Source organism: Stutzerimonas chloritidismutans (assembly GCF_051486945.1).
In the GTDB taxonomy this organism is placed as follows: domain Bacteria; phylum Pseudomonadota; class Gammaproteobacteria; order Pseudomonadales; family Pseudomonadaceae; genus Stutzerimonas; species Stutzerimonas chloritidismutans_B.
In genome coordinates this window covers 231,882-248,082 of sequence record NZ_JAHVDX010000002.1, presented here as the reverse complement: position 1 = coordinate 248,082, position 16,201 = coordinate 231,882, and the positions used below count along the sequence as shown (strand labels likewise).

At 60.5% G+C, this 16,201-nt stretch carries 18 protein-coding genes and 1 tRNA gene; 16 read left to right on the top strand and 3 right to left on the bottom strand.

The features are described from left to right. Nucleotides 1-14: 14 nt before the first annotated feature. From ybgC to nadA, 12 genes are all read left to right on the top strand, one after another. Nucleotides 15-458: a tol-pal system-associated acyl-CoA thioesterase gene (ybgC, locus tag KXR72_RS08180; protein WP_437420611.1), complete on the top strand. Its 444-nt coding sequence runs from the start codon at nucleotides 15-17 to the stop codon at nucleotides 456-458. A gap of 2 nt (nucleotides 459-460) precedes the next feature. Next, entirely contained in the window at nucleotides 461-1,153 is a 693-nt protein-coding gene (gene tolQ / locus KXR72_RS08175) for a protein TolQ (RefSeq protein ID WP_437420610.1), read from the top strand. 12 nt (nucleotides 1,154-1,165) lie between these two features. After that, a complete protein-coding gene (gene tolR / locus KXR72_RS08170; protein ID WP_437420609.1) occupies nucleotides 1,166-1,618 on the top strand; it encodes a protein TolR in 453 nt (150 codons plus the stop codon). After that, a complete protein-coding gene (tolA, locus tag KXR72_RS08165; RefSeq protein WP_437420608.1) occupies nucleotides 1,618-2,631 on the top strand; it encodes a cell envelope integrity protein TolA in 1,014 nt (337 codons plus the stop codon). The genes tolR and tolA overlap by 1 nt, the downstream gene beginning before the upstream one ends. Then, entirely contained in the window at nucleotides 2,628-3,929 is a 1,302-nt protein-coding gene (tolB, locus tag KXR72_RS08160; protein ID WP_437420607.1) for a Tol-Pal system beta propeller repeat protein TolB, read from the top strand. Before tolA ends, tolB begins: the two co-directional genes overlap by 4 nt. A gap of 50 nt (nucleotides 3,930-3,979) precedes the next feature. Beyond that, nucleotides 3,980-4,483, top strand: coding sequence for a peptidoglycan-associated lipoprotein Pal (pal, locus tag KXR72_RS08155; protein ID WP_243604819.1), 504 nt, complete (start codon nucleotides 3,980-3,982; stop codon nucleotides 4,481-4,483). Between the two features lie 5 nt (nucleotides 4,484-4,488). Next, complete coding sequence (gene ybgF / locus KXR72_RS08150; protein ID WP_437420606.1) at nucleotides 4,489-5,310, top strand: tol-pal system protein YbgF; 822 nt, start codon at nucleotides 4,489-4,491, stop codon at nucleotides 5,308-5,310. A 118-nt stretch (nucleotides 5,311-5,428) separates the two neighbouring features. Beyond that, nucleotides 5,429-6,076 (top strand): 7-carboxy-7-deazaguanine synthase QueE, encoded by a 648-nt coding sequence (gene queE, locus KXR72_RS08145; protein WP_437421322.1) that lies wholly within the window; start codon nucleotides 5,429-5,431, stop codon nucleotides 6,074-6,076. A gap of 48 nt (nucleotides 6,077-6,124) precedes the next feature. Further along, nucleotides 6,125-6,799 (top strand): 7-cyano-7-deazaguanine synthase QueC, encoded by a 675-nt coding sequence (queC, locus tag KXR72_RS08140; protein ID WP_437420605.1) that lies wholly within the window; start codon nucleotides 6,125-6,127, stop codon nucleotides 6,797-6,799. Between the two features lie 53 nt (nucleotides 6,800-6,852). Next, nucleotides 6,853-6,928: transfer RNA gene (locus tag KXR72_RS08135), tRNA-Lys, on the top strand. Nucleotides 6,929-7,125: 197 nt separating this feature from the next. Then, the gene (locus KXR72_RS08130) at nucleotides 7,126-8,622 is read left to right on the top strand and encodes an acetyl-CoA hydrolase/transferase family protein (protein ID WP_437420604.1); all 1,497 of its coding nucleotides are present in this window, start codon (nucleotides 7,126-7,128) and stop codon (nucleotides 8,620-8,622) included. A gap of 231 nt (nucleotides 8,623-8,853) precedes the next feature. Continuing rightward, nucleotides 8,854-9,912 (top strand): quinolinate synthase NadA, encoded by a 1,059-nt coding sequence (gene nadA, locus KXR72_RS08125; protein WP_437420603.1) that lies wholly within the window; start codon nucleotides 8,854-8,856, stop codon nucleotides 9,910-9,912. Nucleotides 9,913-9,955: 43 nt separating this feature from the next. Here the strand turns inward: nadA and KXR72_RS08120 are convergent, their stop codons facing one another. Further along, nucleotides 9,956-11,386 (bottom strand): M48 family metalloprotease, encoded by a 1,431-nt coding sequence (locus KXR72_RS08120; RefSeq protein ID WP_437420602.1) that lies wholly within the window; start codon nucleotides 11,384-11,386, stop codon nucleotides 9,956-9,958. A 106-nt stretch (nucleotides 11,387-11,492) separates the two neighbouring features. On the opposite strand from KXR72_RS08120, the gene KXR72_RS08115 reads away from it, so the two are divergent. Then, nucleotides 11,493-11,744, top strand: coding sequence for a sulfurtransferase TusA family protein (locus KXR72_RS08115; protein ID WP_437420601.1), 252 nt, complete (start codon nucleotides 11,493-11,495; stop codon nucleotides 11,742-11,744). Between the two features lie 19 nt (nucleotides 11,745-11,763). Then, nucleotides 11,764-12,843: an AI-2E family transporter gene (locus KXR72_RS08110; protein WP_437420600.1), complete on the top strand. Its 1,080-nt coding sequence runs from the start codon at nucleotides 11,764-11,766 to the stop codon at nucleotides 12,841-12,843. A 58-nt stretch (nucleotides 12,844-12,901) separates the two neighbouring features. Here KXR72_RS08110 and KXR72_RS08105 read toward each other — a convergent pair whose 3' ends face one another. Both KXR72_RS08105 and KXR72_RS08100 read right to left on the bottom strand, forming a co-directional pair. Then, on the bottom strand, nucleotides 12,902-13,375 hold the full coding sequence (locus tag KXR72_RS08105; RefSeq protein ID WP_437420599.1) for a peroxiredoxin: 474 nt from the start codon (nucleotides 13,373-13,375) through the stop codon (nucleotides 12,902-12,904). Nucleotides 13,376-13,390: 15 nt separating this feature from the next. After that, nucleotides 13,391-13,951 carry a glycine cleavage system protein R gene (locus KXR72_RS08100; RefSeq protein WP_437420598.1) on the bottom strand — a complete coding sequence of 187 codons (561 nt, stop codon included), beginning with the start codon at nucleotides 13,949-13,951 and terminating at the stop codon, nucleotides 13,391-13,393. 211 nt (nucleotides 13,952-14,162) lie between these two features. On the opposite strand from KXR72_RS08100, the gene dapA reads away from it, so the two are divergent. Then, nucleotides 14,163-15,041, top strand: a complete 879-nt coding sequence (gene dapA / locus KXR72_RS08095) for a 4-hydroxy-tetrahydrodipicolinate synthase (protein ID WP_437420597.1) — start codon at nucleotides 14,163-14,165, stop codon at nucleotides 15,039-15,041. A gap of 40 nt (nucleotides 15,042-15,081) precedes the next feature. Then, a complete protein-coding gene (gene bamC / locus KXR72_RS08090) occupies nucleotides 15,082-16,182 on the top strand; it encodes an outer membrane protein assembly factor BamC (RefSeq protein ID WP_437420596.1) in 1,101 nt (366 codons plus the stop codon). The last annotated feature ends 19 nt before the right edge of the window (nucleotides 16,183-16,201 follow it).

Genomic DNA, 16,201 nt, shown 5'->3' with positions numbered 1-16,201 from the left:
AGCCTGGCACTAGTATGCGCGCGGAATCACAAGCTCAATCGTTTAGCCATCGCTGCCGTGTCTACTACGAGGACACCGATGCGGGCGGCATCGTCTACTACGTCAATTACCTCAAGTTCATGGAGCGGGCCCGTACCGAACGGTTGCGCAGCCTGGGTTTTGCCCAGTCGCAGCTTGTCGGCGAAGACCTGCTTTTCGTCGTGCATTCGAGCGAGGCGCGCTATCTGTCGCCAGCGCGGCTGGATGACGAGCTACTGGTGAGCGCGGACGTGATCGAGATGAAGCGCGCTAGCCTGCGCTTCAGGCAACAGGTGAGGCGAGCCTGCGATGGCGAGCTGCTCTGCGAGGGGCGGTTTCTGATTGCCTGTGTGCGTGCTGAGAGTTTGAAACCCCGTCCCCTTCCCGAATTGCTGCGAGCGGCGTTCGTCGAGTCGGGTCTACCCCCTGCAGGAGAGTAAGCGTGGAAGCCAACGTCGATCACATGTCCATGTGGAGCCTTATCAGTAACGCCAGTTTCGTGGTGCAACTGGTGATGTTGATCCTGGTGGGCGCCTCGGTGACTTCATGGATCCTGATTTTCCAGCGCACCAACATGCTGCGTGCCGCGAAGCGTGCACTGGACGCGTTCGAGGAACGTTTCTGGTCTGGCATCGACCTGTCCAAGCTTTATCGTCAGGCCGGCAGCAACCCGGACCCGGACTCCGGCGTCGAGCAGATCTTTCGTGCTGGCTTCAAGGAGTTTTCCCGCCTGCGCCAGCAGCAGGGCGTAGATCCAGACGCGGTGATGGATGGTGTCAACCGCGCCATGCGGGTCGCGATTTCTCGAGAGGAAGAAAAGCTTGAGCAGAGCCTTCCGTTCCTTGCCACCGTCGGCTCGACCAGTCCCTATATCGGCCTGTTCGGCACCGTATGGGGCATCATGAACTCCTTCCGTGGGTTAGCGCAGGTCCAGCAGGCGACCCTCGCAACCGTTGCGCCGGGTATTGCTGAGGCCTTGATTGCCACCGCGATTGGCCTGTTCGCAGCGATTCCAGCGGTCATTGCCTACAACCGTTTCTCGGCGCGCGGCGAGCTGCTGATCGGGCGTTACTACACCTTCGCTGACGAGTTCCAGGCGATCCTGCATCGCAAAGTACACACCACCGAAGATTGAGGCCCGCTGGCCATGGCAAGAATTCGCAACAGACGCAAGCCCGTCGCCGAGATGAACGTGGTGCCTTACATCGACGTGATGTTAGTCCTGCTCGTCATCTTTATGGTGACCGCGCCAATGCTCAACCAGGGGGTCAAGGTCGATCTGCCGAAGGTCAGCAGTGAGGCGCTTCCACAGGACAACAACTCGCGCGTGCTGACCATCTCGATCAAGGCCGACAAGAGCTACTACTGGAACATCGGCAGTGAGGTCGACACCGATACGGTTCAGGACAAGGCTCTGACGCTCGATGAGATGACCAAGGCAGTAACCGCGATCATGAACCAGAACCGCAGCCAGGGGCAGCAGGTCCAGGTGTTCGTACGCGGAGACAAGGCGGTTGATTACGGCTCGGTGATGGCGGCCATGGGTGGGCTGCAGGAAGCGGGTGTCGGTAACGTCGGTCTGATCACCGAGGCGCCTTGATGCAGCAGCTGGAACGTTCGCGCTCTGAGAGCTATTACTGGCCGACCATCCTGGCGGTCGGGTTGCATGTCATCATTTTTGGCATGCTGTTCGTCAGCTTCGCCATGACTCCGGAGCTACCTCCGTCGAAGCCGATCGTCCAAGCCACGCTTTACCAGCTTAAGTCGCAAAGCCAGGCCAAGACCCAGACGAACCAGAAAATTGCTGGCGAGGCGCAGAAGACTTCTGCCAAGCAATACGAAACCGAGCAGATGGAGCAGCGCAAGGTCGAGCAACAGCGGCAGGCGGCTGCCAAGGCCGCGGAACAAAAGAAGGCAGATGAGGCTCGAAAGGCCGAAGCGGCCAAAGCGCAGGCGGAAAAGGCGGCCGAAGCGAAAAAGGCTGAAGACGCCAAGAAAGCCGCAGACCTGAAGGCGGCTGAGCAGAAGAAGCAAGCCGATATCGCTAAGAAGAAGGCGGAAGACGCGAAAAAGAAGGCCGAGGAAGAGGCTAAGAAAAAGGCTGCCGCCGAAGCCGCGAAGAAAAAAGCGGCGGAGGAAGCTAAGAAGAAAGCCGCAGCCGAGGCAGCCAAGAAGAAAGCGGCTGGCGAAGCGAAGAAAAAAGCAGCCGCCGAAGCAGCACGCAAGGCCGCCGAGGACAAGAAGGCTCAGGCGCTTGCCGAGCTGCTGTCCGAGGATACCCAGCGGCAACAGGCCATGGCCGATACTCAGGGCGACCAGGTTGCTGGCGATTTCGACGACCTGATTCGCATGCGCGCTGCCGAGGGGTGGACGCGCCCGCCATCGGCACGTAACAACATGTCGGTATCGCTGCGAGTGAACATGCTACCGGACGGTACGATTACCGCCGTGAGCGTATCCCGCTCCAGTGGCGATGCTCCGTTCGATAATTCCGCGGTTGCCGCGGTGAAGAACATCGGTCGGCTGACTGAAATGCAGGGGCTCTCTCCGCAGGAATTTCAGCCTTACCGCTCGTTCACGATGACATTCACGCCTGAGGATCTTGCGTTGTGATCAATTACCTTCGAAGTTTCGTCGTTCTACTTGCGTTCGCGCTGGGTACCGCGTCTGCGCAGGAAAAGAACATCGTAGTTACCAGCGGCTCCGACCGCGCAATCCCGATCGCTGTCGTGCCGTTCGGCTGGCAAGGCGGAAGCGTCCTGCCGGACGACATGGCCGAAATCATCGGCAACGACATGCGCAACACGGGTATTTTCCAACCGGTACCGAAACAGAACATGATCAGTTTGCCGACCCGCGGCAGTGAGATCATTTTTCGTGACTGGAAGGCGCTCGGTGCGCAGTACGTCATGGTTGGGAACATCGAGCCTTCTGGCGGCAAGCTGCAGGTTCGCTATGAGGTGTTCAACGTCAACACCGAACAGCAAGTCATGAACGGCAGTGTCGGCGGCAGCCCCGACCAGCTTCGTGACATGGCGCATTACGCCGCCGATCAGTCTTTCGAAAAGCTCACCGGCATCAAGGGGGCCTTTTCCACGCGGCTGCTTTACGTCACCGCCGAACGCCTAGGTGGCGCCAACACCCGTTATACGCTCCAGCGATCTGATTACGATGGTGCTCGCGCAGTGACACTGTTGCAATCGCGCGAGCCGATCCTGTCGCCGCGGTACTCGCCCGATGGGCGCCGTATTGCCTATGTGTCGTTCGAGCAGAAACGCCCGCGCATTTTCATTCAGCACGTCGACACCGGTCGGCGCGAGCAAATCACCAACTTCGAAGGTTTGAACGGGGCGCCAGCGTTCTCTCCAGATGGCAACCGCCTTGCGTTCGTGCTCTCGAAGGATGGCAATCCGGAAGTCTATGTCATGGACCTGGGATCACGACAGCTTCAGCGTCTGACCAACCACTATGCCATCGATACCGAGCCGTTCTGGGGCGCGGACGGGCAGACGATCTATTTCACCTCCGACCGTGCTGGCAAGCCGCAGATCTACAAGCAGCGGCTGGGCAGTAACAATGCCGAGCGTGTCACGTTCGTCGGCAACTACAACGCCAACCCGAAACTATCGGCCGATGAAAAGACTCTTGTGATGATCCATCGTCAGGAGGGCTACACCAACTTCAAGGTCGCTGCCCAGGATCTTCAGCGTGGCAATCTGAGGCTGCTGTCGGACACCAGTTTAGATGAGTCGCCCACTGTTGCGCCTAATGGCACCATGCTAATCTACGCGACCCGCCAGCAGGGCCGGGGAGTCTTGATGCTCGTATCCATCAATGGTCGAGTTAGGCTCCCGCTTCCTACTGCTCAAGGCGAAGTCCGTGAGCCATCGTGGTCCCCTTACCTGAACTGATGCGGTATCAACGCTTTACTTAACCAAAAACACACCTGGGGTTGTTACACATGGAAATGCTGAAATTCGGTAAGTTCGCTGCGCTGGCTCTGGCTATGGCCGTGGCTGTTGGTTGTTCGTCCAAGGGCGGCGACGATTCCGGCGAAGGCTCCACCGCCGTGGATCCGAATGCCGGTTACGGCGCTGACAGCGGTGCCGTTGACGGCAGCATGAGCGAAGAAGCCGCTCTGCGTGCCATCACCACCTTCTATTTCGAGTACGACAGTTCCGACCTGAAGCCGGAAGCCATGCGCGCGCTGGATGTTCATGCCAAGGATCTGAAGTCCGCTGGTAACCGTGTCGTTCTGGAAGGCCACACCGATGAGCGTGGTACTCGCGAGTACAACATGGCTCTGGGTGAGCGCCGCTCCAAGGCCGTACAGCGTTACCTGGTTCTGCAGGGCGTATCGCCCGCTCAGCTGGAACTGGTTTCCTACGGTGAAGAGCGTCCGGTCGCCATGGGTAACGACGAGCAGTCGTGGGCCCAGAACCGTCGCGTAGAGCTGCGTAAGTAATAGCCATGCTCAAGCATCGTCATCATCTGCTGATTCTGGCCCTTGGTTTGCCGCTCGTTGCGGCAGCCCAGGCTCCGGTTGTGGAATACGACTCGCAGCCTTCTGCTGGCTCCTCGTCGGGTTACGCTTCCGGGGCGGATAATGGCGGTGCCTACGCTGGGGGCGGAGCGGTTGCTCCGTCTTCGGCGCAGGGGATGCTCTTCGTGCAACTGCAGCAGATGCAGGAAGAGATCGCGCAACTGCGCGGCATGCTGGAAGTGCAGGAAAACGAGATTCAGCGCCTCAAGCAGGAAGGGCTGGAGCGTTATCAGGATCTGGACAGTCGCTTGTCGGGTTTGTCGACAGGTGGAGGTTCCGGCCAGAATGTTTCATCTGCCGGTAGTGCTGCCGGTAGTGGCGCGCAGACATCGAGCGATGCTGCGGCCCAAGGTACGGGTTCAAGCGAATCTGCTGACCCGGAAAAGGAAAAGCTTTACTACGATGCGGCGTTCGATCTGATCAAGGCCAAGGATTTCGACAAGGCCAGCCAGGCCTTTGCCGCGTTTCTTCGCAAGTACCCGAGCAGCCCTTATGCGGGCAATGCGCAGTATTGGCTGGGTGAGGTTAACTTGGCGAAGGGTGACTTGCCGGCTGCTGGCCAAGCGTTCGCCCGTGTCAGTCAGACCTATCCTCAACACAATAAGGTGCCTGACTCGCTGTACAAGCTGGCGGACGTCGAGCTCCGATTGGGTAATCGTGACAAGGCCAGCGGCATTCTTCGTCAGGTGATTGCAGACTACCCCAATAGTTCGGCGGCCCAATTGGCCCAGCGTCAACTTAATCGCTGATCAGCCAGTCTAGTTTTTGAATAAAACCCGCCCCTCGGCGGGTTTTTTCGTTAAAATCGCGCCCCCTTTCCCGCAACGGAGGCGGATGGCCTGTTTAGCCGTCACGCCCGTGGCTGATATGTACCCAACCCTGCGAATATCCGAGATTTTCTACTCGCTGCAGGGGGAGACGCGCACCAGTGGCCTTCCCACCGTGTTCGTTCGCCTAACCGGCTGTCCCCTGCGCTGTCAGTATTGCGATACGGCCTACGCCTTTAGTGGCGGGGAGCTGATTGCTATCGATGCGATCCTCGAGCGGGTCGCGTCTTACAATCCCCGCTACGTCTGCGTAACGGGCGGCGAGCCGCTCGCGCAGCCGAATTGCGCTGAATTGTTGCGCCGCTTGTGCGATGCCGGCTACGAGGTGTCGCTTGAAACCAGTGGGGCGCTGGACATAGCAGTTGCGGATGTTCGAGTGAGTCGCGTGGTAGACCTGAAGACTCCGGGGTCAGCAGAAGCGCATCGCAACCGCTACGAAAACATTGCGCTGCTGACGCCCAATGATCAGGTCAAGTTCGTAATCTGCTCTCGCGATGATTACGACTGGTCTGTTTCCAAGCTGATCGAGTACGGGCTGCAAGCGCGGGCCAGCGAGGTGTTGTTCTCGCCGAGCCACGGTCAGGTCGATGCACGTGATCTCGCTGACTGGATCGTGCAGGACAACCTGCCGGTCAGGCTGCAGCTTCAGCTGCACAAAGTGCTTTGGAATGATGCGCGTGGGCGTTGACGTCTGCGCCAACCGCCCGACCGTTATCGATATTCGACGAGGTAGACAATGAACGAAAAGAAAGCGGTCATCCTGCTCTCTGGTGGACTTGATTCGGCCACCGTCGTCGCGATGGCGCGAGCCGAGGGTTACGCCTGCTACACCATGAGTTTCGATTACGGCCAGCGCCACCGTGCCGAGCTGCAGGCTGCCGAGCGAGTTGCCCAGCAGTTGGGCGTCGTCGAGCACAAGGTGATTGGCATGAACCTCAACGGTATCGGTGGCTCCGCGCTTACTGACACCTCGATTGCGGTACCAGAACAGGTGGAAGAAGGGATTCCGGTGACGTACGTGCCGGCGCGCAACACGGTATTCCTTTCGCTCGCGCTAGGCTGGGCTGAGGTGCTGGGTGCGCAGGATATCTTCATCGGCGTCAACGCTGTCGACTATTCCGGCTATCCCGATTGCCGCCCCGAATTCGTCGAGGCGTTCGAGCGGCTTGCCAATCTCGCCACCCGGGAGGGAGTGGAAGGGCAGGGGTTCCGTATCCGCGCGCCGTTACAAAATATGAGCAAGGCTGAAATTGTGCAGGCGGGTACGCGCCTGGGCGTCAACTATGGGATGACCGTGTCGTGTTATCAGGCAGATGACGATGGCCGCGCCTGCGGTAAATGCGACAGCTGCCGCCTGCGTGCCATAGGCTTCTCCGAAGCTGGGCTGGCGGATCCAACACGCTACGCCTAATTTCAAAAAAGAGTTGAATTACTCAATCAAATCAGTATCATGCGCCCCGCATCGGGTCGTTAGCTCAGTTGGTAGAGCAGTTGGCTTTTAACCAATTGGTCGTAGGTTCGAATCCTACACGACCCACCAGAACAATCCCTACGGGGAAGGAAAGCCGGAGGCCGCAAGGTTGTCCGGCTTTTTTGCGTCTGTAGGTTCGTAGTCAGGAATACGAATAGATGCCAGTCCGATCAAGGCCTGTTTGTCTACGACCTTGGTATGTGACCCGCGCACGGGTAAACGTACTAGACTGCGACCTTCCGATTTCACCGTGGTTCGAGGCTCAAATGTATTCTGATCGCATCCGCTTGTCCTCCCTGCATAGCAAGGTCATGAGCGCCGACGAGGCTGCTACCCATGTACTCGACGGCATGACCGTCGGCATGAGCGGGTTCACCCGTGCCGGCGAAGCCAAGGCAGTCCCGATGGCGCTGATCAAGCGCGCCAAGGACAATCCGCTGAAAATCAGTCTCATCACCGGCGCCAGCCTTGGTAACGATCTCGACGGCATGATGGCCGAGGCCGGGCTGCTCGCCCGCCGCATGCCGTTCCAGGCGGACGCCTCACTGCGCAAGGCGATCAACCAGGGTGAGGTCATGTTTATCGATCAGCACCTGTCGCATACCGTCGAGCAGATGCGCAACCACCAGATCAAGAAGCCGGACCTGGCCATCATTGAAGCGGTTGCGATCACCGAGCAGGGGCATATCGTCCCGACTACGTCAGTGGGTAACTCGGCTAACCTCGCGTTGTTCGCCGACAAGGTCATTGTCGAGCTGAACCTGGCTCACAACCCGAACCTGGAAGGGTTGCACGACATCTACATTCCGGGCGAGCGCCCGAACCGTCAGCCAATCCCGCTGATGAAAGTCGACGACCGTATCGGTGTCGGTGCCATTCCGGTGGATCCGGCCAAGATCGCCGCGATCGTCATCACCGATCAGCCGGATTCCTACTCGACCGTCACGCCGCCGGACGACGAAACCCAGGCAATTGCCAACCACCTGATCCATTTCTTCAAGAAGGAAGTCGATGCCGGCCGCCTGAGCAATAGCCTTGGTCCGCTGCAGGCTGGTATCGGTAACATCGCCAACGCCGTGATGTGCGGTCTGATCGACTCGCCGTTCGAGAACCTGGTGATGTATTCCGAAGTGCTACAGGACTCCACCTTCGAGCTGATCGACGCCGGCAAGATGGTCTTCGCTTCGGGTTGCTCCATTACCCTGTCGCAGCGCTGCAACGACCGCGTCTTCGGCAACCTTGAGAAATACAAGGACAAGCTGGTACTGCGCCCGCAGGAAATCTCCAATCATCCGGAGCTGGTCCGCCGTATCGGCATCATTGGTATCAACACTGCCCTCGAGTTCGACATTTACGGCAACGTGAATTCCACGCACGTCGGCGGCACCAAGATGATGAATGGCATCGGCGGTTCGGGTGACTTCGCCCGTAACGCACACATGGCTATCTTCGTGACCAAATCGATCGCCAAGGGTGGCGCGATTTCTAGTGTCGTTCCGATGGTCGCCCACGTCGATCATACCGAGCACGACGTCAGCATCCTGGTGACCGAGCAGGGTTTGGCAGACCTGCGTGGCCTGGCGCCGCGTGAGCGTGCTCGCGTGATCATCGACAATTGCGTGCATCCGTCCTACCGCGACGCACTCAACGCCTACTTCGAAGCGGCGTGCAAGAAGGGTGGGCAGACGCCGCATCTGCTGCATGATGCGATGGACTGGCACACCAACCTCGAAGAGCGCGGTCACATGCTCAAGGGCAAGTGATCCAGAGCCCGCCGGCGCAAACCGGCGGGCTTTTTCCTTTCAGGGCGTCAGTTGCCCTCGTTTCTTGCCTGCTTCCCAACGCCCGAACGCTTCGGCTAGTATTCCGTCCCCTTGAATCGGCCGGGCGGGCGTTCGTCCTTTGCTCGGTCCTTCCTTTCGCAACGTCCGACAGGCTGCCTCAGTAGCACAGTCGGCGACCACGCATCACGTGTGCTTGCAGGAAATCGCGACATGACGCAGATACCCGAACGTGTTCTCGTACAGGCCCATCTGGCCGCGAAGCAGCCGCAGCCGTTGTCGCCCGAACAGGAAGCGCAGCTGCGTCGCGACATCGCGGTCGAGCTGAAAAAGCAGAACGCAGTGCTCGTCGCGCATTACTACACGGACCCGGTCATCCAGGCGCTGGCTGAAGAAACGGGCGGATGTGTTTCCGATTCGCTGGAAATGGCGCGCTTCGGCAATGAGCATTCTGCGCAGACGGTGCTCGTCGCGGGCGTCAGGTTCATGGGGGAAACGGCCAAGATCCTGAACCCCGAGAAGCGCGTGTTGATGCCCACGTTGGAGGCAACCTGTTCGTTAGACCTCGGCTGCCCGGCGGAGGAGTTTTCCCGTTTTTGCGATCAGCATCCAGAGCGGACGGTGGTGGTCTACGCCAATACCTCAGCGGCTGTGAAAGCGCGCGCCGATTGGGTGGTGACGTCCAGCTGCGCGCTTGAAATTGTCGAAAGCCTGATGGACAACGGCGAGAAAATCATCTGGGCACCGGACAGGCACCTAGGCAGCTACGTACAGCGTGAAACGGGCGCCGACATGCTGCTCTGGGACGGGGCCTGCATCGTTCACGAAGAGTTCAAGGCCAAACAGCTCGAGGATATGAAGGTGCTGTATCCGGATGCAGCCGTTCTGGTGCATCCCGAGTCACCCGAGGCGGTGATCGCGCTGGCCGATGCGGTGGGTTCTACGAGCCAGTTGATCAAAGCGGCGCAGACGCTGCCCAATCCAAGTTTCATCGTGGCGACTGACCGAGGCATCTTCTACAAAATGCAGCAGTTGTGCCCGGACAAGCAGTTCATCGAGGCGCCGACCGCAGGCAGCGGGGCGACTTGCCGTAGCTGCGCGCATTGCCCATGGATGGCGATGAATACGTTGGAGCGTATTCTGGAGTGCCTGCGTAGGGGTAAGGACGAAATTTTCGTCGATCCGGCGCTGATCCCGCGCGCAGTGCGGCCGCTCAAGCGAATGTTGGATTTCACCCAGGCGGCACGCCTGAAGCAAGCAGGCAACGCCTGACGGGACCGTGGGCCAGGCGCTTGGCCCCGGAAGACCTCAAGCCTTAGCGCAGCATTTCCTCAACCATGCGCTTCTCTTCCATCAGCTGCTGCTGACGTGCATCGATGCGTGCGGCCGTCTGGAAGTTGCTCGAGCGGCGCTTGGCGAAATCCAGTTGTTCAATGGCTTGGTCGTAGTCGCCAACCAGCGCGAAGTACTCGGCGCGCCCCTCGTGAAGCCCGACGATATTGCCGGTCAGGCCGCGGATCTCCGCCACCTGATACCAGATATCCGGGTCTTTCGGTCGTGCTTCGACGAGCCTGTCGAGTTCGCGCTCGGCGTCCTGTTGCTTGCCTTCCTTCATGAGTAGATCGATATGCGTCTGGCGCACCGGGTAGCTTCCCGGGTACAGCTCTAGCAGGCGCTGCGTGCGCTGGCGCGCGGCCGCCAGCCGGTTTGCAGTGATATCGAGTTCGATCTGCGCGAGGTTGTAGGCGGCCTCGTCCGGCTCCTTGGCGAGTAGCGTCTGCAGATTGGCTCCGGCGTCTTCCAGTTGGCCGCTTTTGATCTGAGCCAGGGCCAGGCCATAGCGTGCCGCATCTAGGGTCCCGTCGTCATTGAGCATGGCGCGGAAGCGCTTGGCGCTCACGCCTGGCGTGTTCTCGAACTTGAGGTCGGTTCGGGCGCGCATGAGCTGGTAGCGCAGGCTATCTTCGACGCCGTTGTTGGCATATTGCTCAGCGCGGTTGCGGGTATCGGCAATACGGGATTCGGTGACCGGGTGGGTCAGCAGGAATTCCGGCGGCTTCTGATCGTAGCGATACTGGCGCATCAGGCGACTGAACATGTCCGGCATGGCGCGCGGGTCGTAACCGGCACGCTCGAGGTTGAGGATGCCAATGCGGTCCGCCTCCTGCTCGTTCTGGCGAGAGAAGCGACGCTGCGCCTGGATGGCAGCTGCCTGGCTCGACACGATCGCGGCGATGCCGGCATCCCCCGCACCGGCTGCGGCCGCGACCACTCCGGCTAGCATGGCGGCCATCAGTGGCAGTTGCATGCGTTTCTGTGCTTCAAGCCCTCGCGCGAAGTGGCGTTGCGATAGGTGGGCCAGTTCGTGAGCCAGGACGGAGGCGTACTCAGCCTCCGTCTGTGCGTGCAGGAAGAGCCCGCCGTTTACGCCGATGATGCCGCCCGGCGCGGCGAATGCGTTCAGCTCCTTGCTGTCGAGCAGCACGAACTCCAGACGGCGATCTTGCAGCTGGCTGGTTTCGGCCAGCCGGTACACGCTGCGCTCGAGAAAATCCTTGAGCTGCGGGTCGGAGAGCTGCGGCACCTGACCACGCAGCAGGCTCAGCCAGGCGCGGCCTAACTGATGTTCCTGTTCTGGCGAGACGATGCCGGAACTGGAATCACCCAGTGAGGGAAGGTCGTTGGCCATGGCCGGCTGGCCGAGCAGGCAAGCCAATGTCAGCAGGGTAGGGCGCAGCAATTTCATCCAGACTGGCTCATCGAGGCGGGATCGCTACTGTAGCCTTGTGCTCGGGTAACTGGCCAGAGTCGGGCGCGGCTCGGTATCCTGTCGGGCTTTCAAGGAGGCGACGATGAACGACGCACAACCCAAAGGGCCTGCCTGCGATGCCGAGCTCGATGCGACCGGCCTGGAGTGCCCGATGCCGTTGCTCAAGGCCAAGCTCGCGCTCAACCAACTCGCCAGTGGCAATGTGCTCAAGGTGACCGCGACCGATCCGGGCTCGCAGCGCGACTTCCGCAGCTTTGCCAAGTTGGCTGGACATGCTTTGGTACACGAAGAGCTGGTCAATGGCGTATTTCGCTACTGGCTGCGCAAAGCCTGAAGGCGATTAAGGACGAACGATGCTCAACGTGTTGCGTGGCTGGGTCCATCGCTATTTTTCCGATGAAGAAGCTGTCGTTCCTGCCGTTCTGTTGGTGGTGGCCTTTGCCATCGTTCTGACGCTCGGCAGGATGCTCGCGCCGGTAATTGCCGGGCTGGTGCTGGCTTATCTCATGCAAGGACTGGTCGGCGCGCTCGAGCGCAAGCGGGTGCCTCACCTGATTGCTGTCTGGCTGGTATTTCTCATGTTCGTGGGCGCGCTTACGGTGTGCTTGCTGTTCCTGGTGCCGTTGGTCTGGCAGCAGGTGCTGACGTTGTTCAACGAGCTGCCGCGCATGCTGGTCGAGTGGCAATCGTTGCTGCTCCTGCTGCCAGAGCGGTATCCGCAGCTGCTTACCGAGGAGCAGGTCTTGCGCGGCATCGACTTCATGCGCGGCGAAATCGGCCGTTACGGCCAGGTCGTATTGACGTCCTCGTTGTCGAGTCTGCCGCTGCTGATCAGTTTGCTGATCTACCTCATCCTGGTGCCGATCCTGGTGTTCTTCTTTCTTAAAGACCGGCAGCAGATCAGTGATTGGCTCAGCGGCTATCTGCCTCGCGAACGCACACTGATCACCCAGGTGTCGCAGGAAATGAACCTGCAGATTGCCAATTACATTCGCGGCAAGGCGATTGAGATCCTGATCTGCGGTGCGGTGTCCTACGTCGTGTTCGCGGCGTTAGAGCTGAACTACGCCGCGCTGCTTGCATTGTTGGTGGGCGTTTCGGTTGTGGTGCCTTACATCGGCGCGACGCTGGTCACCATACCGATCGCGTTGATCGGTCTGTTCCAGTGGGGCGTGGGTGACCAGTTCATCTATCTGATGGTGGCCTACGCCATCATCCAGGCGCTCGACGGCAATGTGCTGGTGCCACTGTTGTTCTCTGAGGCCGTGAATCTGCACCCCGTGGCAATCATTTGCGCGGTGTTGCTATTTGGCGGGCTGTGGGGGTTCTGGGGCGTGTTCTTTGCCATCCCGCTGGCGACCCTGTTCAAGGCCGTACTCTACGCATGGCCCCGCAAGACTGTTGCGCCGCCCATCGTAGAAGAGGTGGGTTGAAGAGTCGGCCGTGACGCAAGCCCCGCCGAGCCTGATGAGCGCGGCGGGGCGGGCCGGATCAACGCTGGCTGAGTGCCTGGGCGGCCTGCAGCACGGCTTCGACGTGGCCAGGCACCTTCACGCCGCGCCACGCCTGGCGAAGCACGCCGGTTTCGTCGATCAGGAAGGTGCTGCGGTCGACGCCGAGGTATTCCTTCCCGTAGAGCTTCTTCAGCTTGATCACGTCGAACAGCTGGCAGAGCGCTTCGTCCTTGTCACTGATGAGTTCGAAGGGGAAAGCTTGCTTGGCTTTGAAGTTCTCGTGCGTCTTCAGGCTGTCTCGGGAGACGCCGAACACCTGGGTGTTGGCAGCCAGGAACGCGTCATGCAGGTCCCGGAAGCCTTGGCCTTGGGTGGTGCAGCCTGGTGTATTGTCCTTCGGGTAGAAGTAGAGGACCGTCTGTTTGCCGTTCAGGCTTTCGCGCGTCACCTGCGTCTCGCTGGTAGCTTGGGCCACGAACGGGGGGATGGGTTGGTCGATCTCAACGGCCATGGGCGTGGTTCCTTCTCAGGGGTTCTGCGGACGCCAAGGCTCGATCAGGGCGTCCAGGTTCAGTGCATCGGCGAAATCCAGGAACTGGTCGCGAAGCCAGCTGATCTGGGTGCCGGCAGGCAGGGTCAGGGTCAGGGTCGCGTTGAGCATGGTTCCGCCAGTCTGCGGCGCCTGGTAGGTATCGCACGTGAGGTTCTCCAGTTCGACACGGTGATCGATGAAGAACTGGCAGAGCTCGTTGAGGATGTCCGGGCGGTACACGGAACTGACGTAGGCGACATAGGGCAGCGCCTGCGGGCGGGTTTCCAGCGATTCGCTACGCACCACGGTAGGGACGAAGTCATGTTTCTTCGCCAGGCCGGGCAAGGCGGCCTCCATCCGTGCAAGCGCGTCCCAGGTGCCGGTGATCTCAAGCACGAGGGCGCTGCACTCGCCATGACGGGTCAGGCGAGTGCTGACCACGGCGCAGCGGTTCTCGTGACTGGCTTTGCAGAGCACATTGGTGAGCTCCATCGGGCTTTTGCCCAAGGCGCTGATGACGAGAAACTGTTCGCGGGGTACGGGGGGGAGGGACATGCAGCGTTCCTGGCAAAGATGAATCGGGCGGCCAGCCAAGCCGAAAACGGCTAAGAGTAGCGGAAAGCGCCTCGCGAAGGAATGCGCGTCCGCCAGGCTGCGGCGTGATTCGCCTCCCGCCAGTCGTCGCTGCGGATGCATCCAGCGTACTCGCAAAGCGCAATGGAGCCTTGTACCATTACGCGTCTCTTTTTCCGGCAGGAGTGGTTGCATGATCGCGGGCAGTATGGTGGCGCTTGTCACTCCCATGGATGCGCAAGGCGATCTCGATTGGGAGAGCCTGGCCAAACTGGTCGACTTCCATCTACAGGAAGGTACTAACGCAATCGTTGCCGTCGGGACCACTGGCGAGTCCGCAACGCTCGAGGTGCCCGAGCATATCGAGGTGATCCGTCGTGTAGTGGATCAGGTCAATGGCCGTATCCCCGTCATCGCCGGCACGGGCGCCAATTCGACCCGCGAGGCGGTGGAGCTGACCGAGAATGCCAAGGCCGCTGGTGCAGACGCCTGCCTGCTGGTCACGCCGTACTACAACAAGCCGACCCAGGAAGGGCTGTACCAGCATTTCCGGCACGTCGCCGAAGCTGTCGCCATTCCCCAGATTCTTTATAACGTGCCTGGCCGCACCGCATGCGACATGCTGCCCGAGACGGTCGAGCGCCTATCGAAGGTGCCCAATATCATCGGCATCAAGGAAGCGACTGGCGACCTCAAGCGCGGACGCGAAGTGCTCGACCGGGTCGGTCAGGATTTCCTCGTCTATTCCGGTGACGACGCCACCGCGGTCGAACTTATGCTCATGGGTGGCAAAGGCAATATTTCCGTCACCGCCAATGTCGCACCGCGTGCGATGAGCGAATTGTGCGCCGCCGCGATCGCCGGTGACGCTGACAAGGCACGGGCAATCAATGCTTTGCTGATGCCGCTTCACCAGACCTTGTTCATCGAGGCCAACCCGATTCCGGTCAAGTGGGCTCTGCATGAGATGGGTCTAATGCCCGAGGGCATCCGCCTGCCATTGACCTGGCTCAGCCAGCATTGCCAGGAGCCGCTGCGCCAGGCCATGCGCCAGTCTGGTGTGCTGGCCTGAACGACCTCCGGTGTACCGGTTTAACAATGAAGGAACACGCATGAAGCGACTGGCCGGACTCTCCACTCTTACCCTGATCATCTCCACCACCAGCGGTTGCGGCTGGCTATGGGGTGACGACGGATATTTCCGTGACCGTGGGAGCGACTACCTGCAGGCGCAGCAGGTGCCGCCGATGCAGGTGCCGTCTGACGCCAACCTGCGCCCAATCGAACCCTTGCTGCCGATCCCGCAACAGGTGGCCGACAGCCGGGCCAGCGAAGATTACGAAGTGCCCCGTCCGCAGCGCCTGATCGTTGCCGAGACCGCCAGCGATTTCAGCCTGCAGACGTCCGAGGATGCGCGTTGGCTGGTTGCGCTGCGTTCCCCATCCGAGACCTGGACGGCGGTTCGCCAGTTCTTCACCGATAATGGCTTCCAGATCGAGGAGGAGCGTCCGCAGACTGGCGAGTTCGTCACGGCCTGGCAGACGCGCGACCAACTCTCGCCAGGTCTCGTGCGCAACCTGGGGCTTGGGCAAGGCCAGACGCGCGTTCGCGTCAGGATCGAGCCGGGCGTGCAGCGCCAGACCAGCGAAGTGTCGCTGCTGACCGTCCAGCGTCCGGCAGACAGCAGCGCCGATGTGGCCTGGCCTGAGCGCACCGCCAACGCCGAACTGGACCGTGTCCTGCTCGACGAGTTGCAGACTGCCCTGGTCAGCCGCGCGGACCAGGGTGGCTCGACCTCCTTGCTGGCCGAGCGCGAATTCGATGCGCCCAGCCGTGTAACCCTTAGCGAAGCGGGCAGCGGCAGCCCCGTGCTGCAGCTCGATACCGACTTCAATCGTGCCTGGTCGAGCGTCGGTCGTGCACTGAGTGCCAGTGACATCCTGGTCGAGGATTTGGACCGCAGCCTCGGCGTCTATTACATCAACCTGTCCGAAGGGGCAGCCAAGCCGGATGACAAGCCGGGCTTCTTTGCCCGGCTGTTCGGCACGGCGCCAGATCGCGAAGAGATCGAGGCGCGTGCCGAGCGCTACCAGGTTCGGTTGACCTCCGTCGCCGACGGGGTCCAGGTGTCGCTGGACAAGGACCTCAACACGGTCGCGCCTGAGGACGTCGCACGTCGCGTGCTTACGCTGCTGCGGGACAATCTCGGCTAAGGCCGGACCAAACGCGAGA

What these genes read in the sequence shown, in the direction of transcription:
- ybgC (WP_437420611.1), top strand. Translation starts at nt 15, where the DNA reads ATGCGCGCGGAATCACAAGCTCAATCGTTTAGCCATCGCTGCCGTGTC.
- tolR (WP_437420609.1), top strand. Translation starts at nt 1,166, where the DNA reads ATGGCAAGAATTCGCAACAGACGCAAGCCCGTCGCCGAGATGAACGTG.
- tolA (WP_437420608.1), top strand. Translation starts at nt 1,618, where the DNA reads ATGCAGCAGCTGGAACGTTCGCGCTCTGAGAGCTATTACTGGCCGACC.
- pal (WP_243604819.1), top strand. Translation starts at nt 3,980, where the DNA reads ATGGAAATGCTGAAATTCGGTAAGTTCGCTGCGCTGGCTCTGGCTATG.
- ybgF (WP_437420606.1), top strand. Translation starts at nt 4,489, where the DNA reads ATGCTCAAGCATCGTCATCATCTGCTGATTCTGGCCCTTGGTTTGCCG.
- queE (WP_437421322.1), top strand. Translation starts at nt 5,429, where the DNA reads ATGTACCCAACCCTGCGAATATCCGAGATTTTCTACTCGCTGCAGGGG.
- queC (WP_437420605.1), top strand. Translation starts at nt 6,125, where the DNA reads ATGAACGAAAAGAAAGCGGTCATCCTGCTCTCTGGTGGACTTGATTCG.
- KXR72_RS08130 (WP_437420604.1), top strand. Translation starts at nt 7,126, where the DNA reads ATGTATTCTGATCGCATCCGCTTGTCCTCCCTGCATAGCAAGGTCATG.
- nadA (WP_437420603.1), top strand. Translation starts at nt 8,854, where the DNA reads ATGACGCAGATACCCGAACGTGTTCTCGTACAGGCCCATCTGGCCGCG.
- KXR72_RS08120 (WP_437420602.1), bottom strand. Translation starts at nt 11,386, where the DNA reads ATGAAATTGCTGCGCCCTACCCTGCTGACATTGGCTTGCCTGCTCGGC.
- KXR72_RS08115 (WP_437420601.1), top strand. Translation starts at nt 11,493, where the DNA reads ATGAACGACGCACAACCCAAAGGGCCTGCCTGCGATGCCGAGCTCGAT.
- KXR72_RS08110 (WP_437420600.1), top strand. Translation starts at nt 11,764, where the DNA reads ATGCTCAACGTGTTGCGTGGCTGGGTCCATCGCTATTTTTCCGATGAA.
- KXR72_RS08105 (WP_437420599.1), bottom strand. Translation starts at nt 13,375, where the DNA reads ATGGCCGTTGAGATCGACCAACCCATCCCCCCGTTCGTGGCCCAAGCT.
- KXR72_RS08100 (WP_437420598.1), bottom strand. Translation starts at nt 13,951, where the DNA reads ATGTCCCTCCCCCCCGTACCCCGCGAACAGTTTCTCGTCATCAGCGCC.
- dapA (WP_437420597.1), top strand. Translation starts at nt 14,163, where the DNA reads ATGATCGCGGGCAGTATGGTGGCGCTTGTCACTCCCATGGATGCGCAA.
- bamC (WP_437420596.1), top strand. Translation starts at nt 15,082, where the DNA reads ATGAAGCGACTGGCCGGACTCTCCACTCTTACCCTGATCATCTCCACC.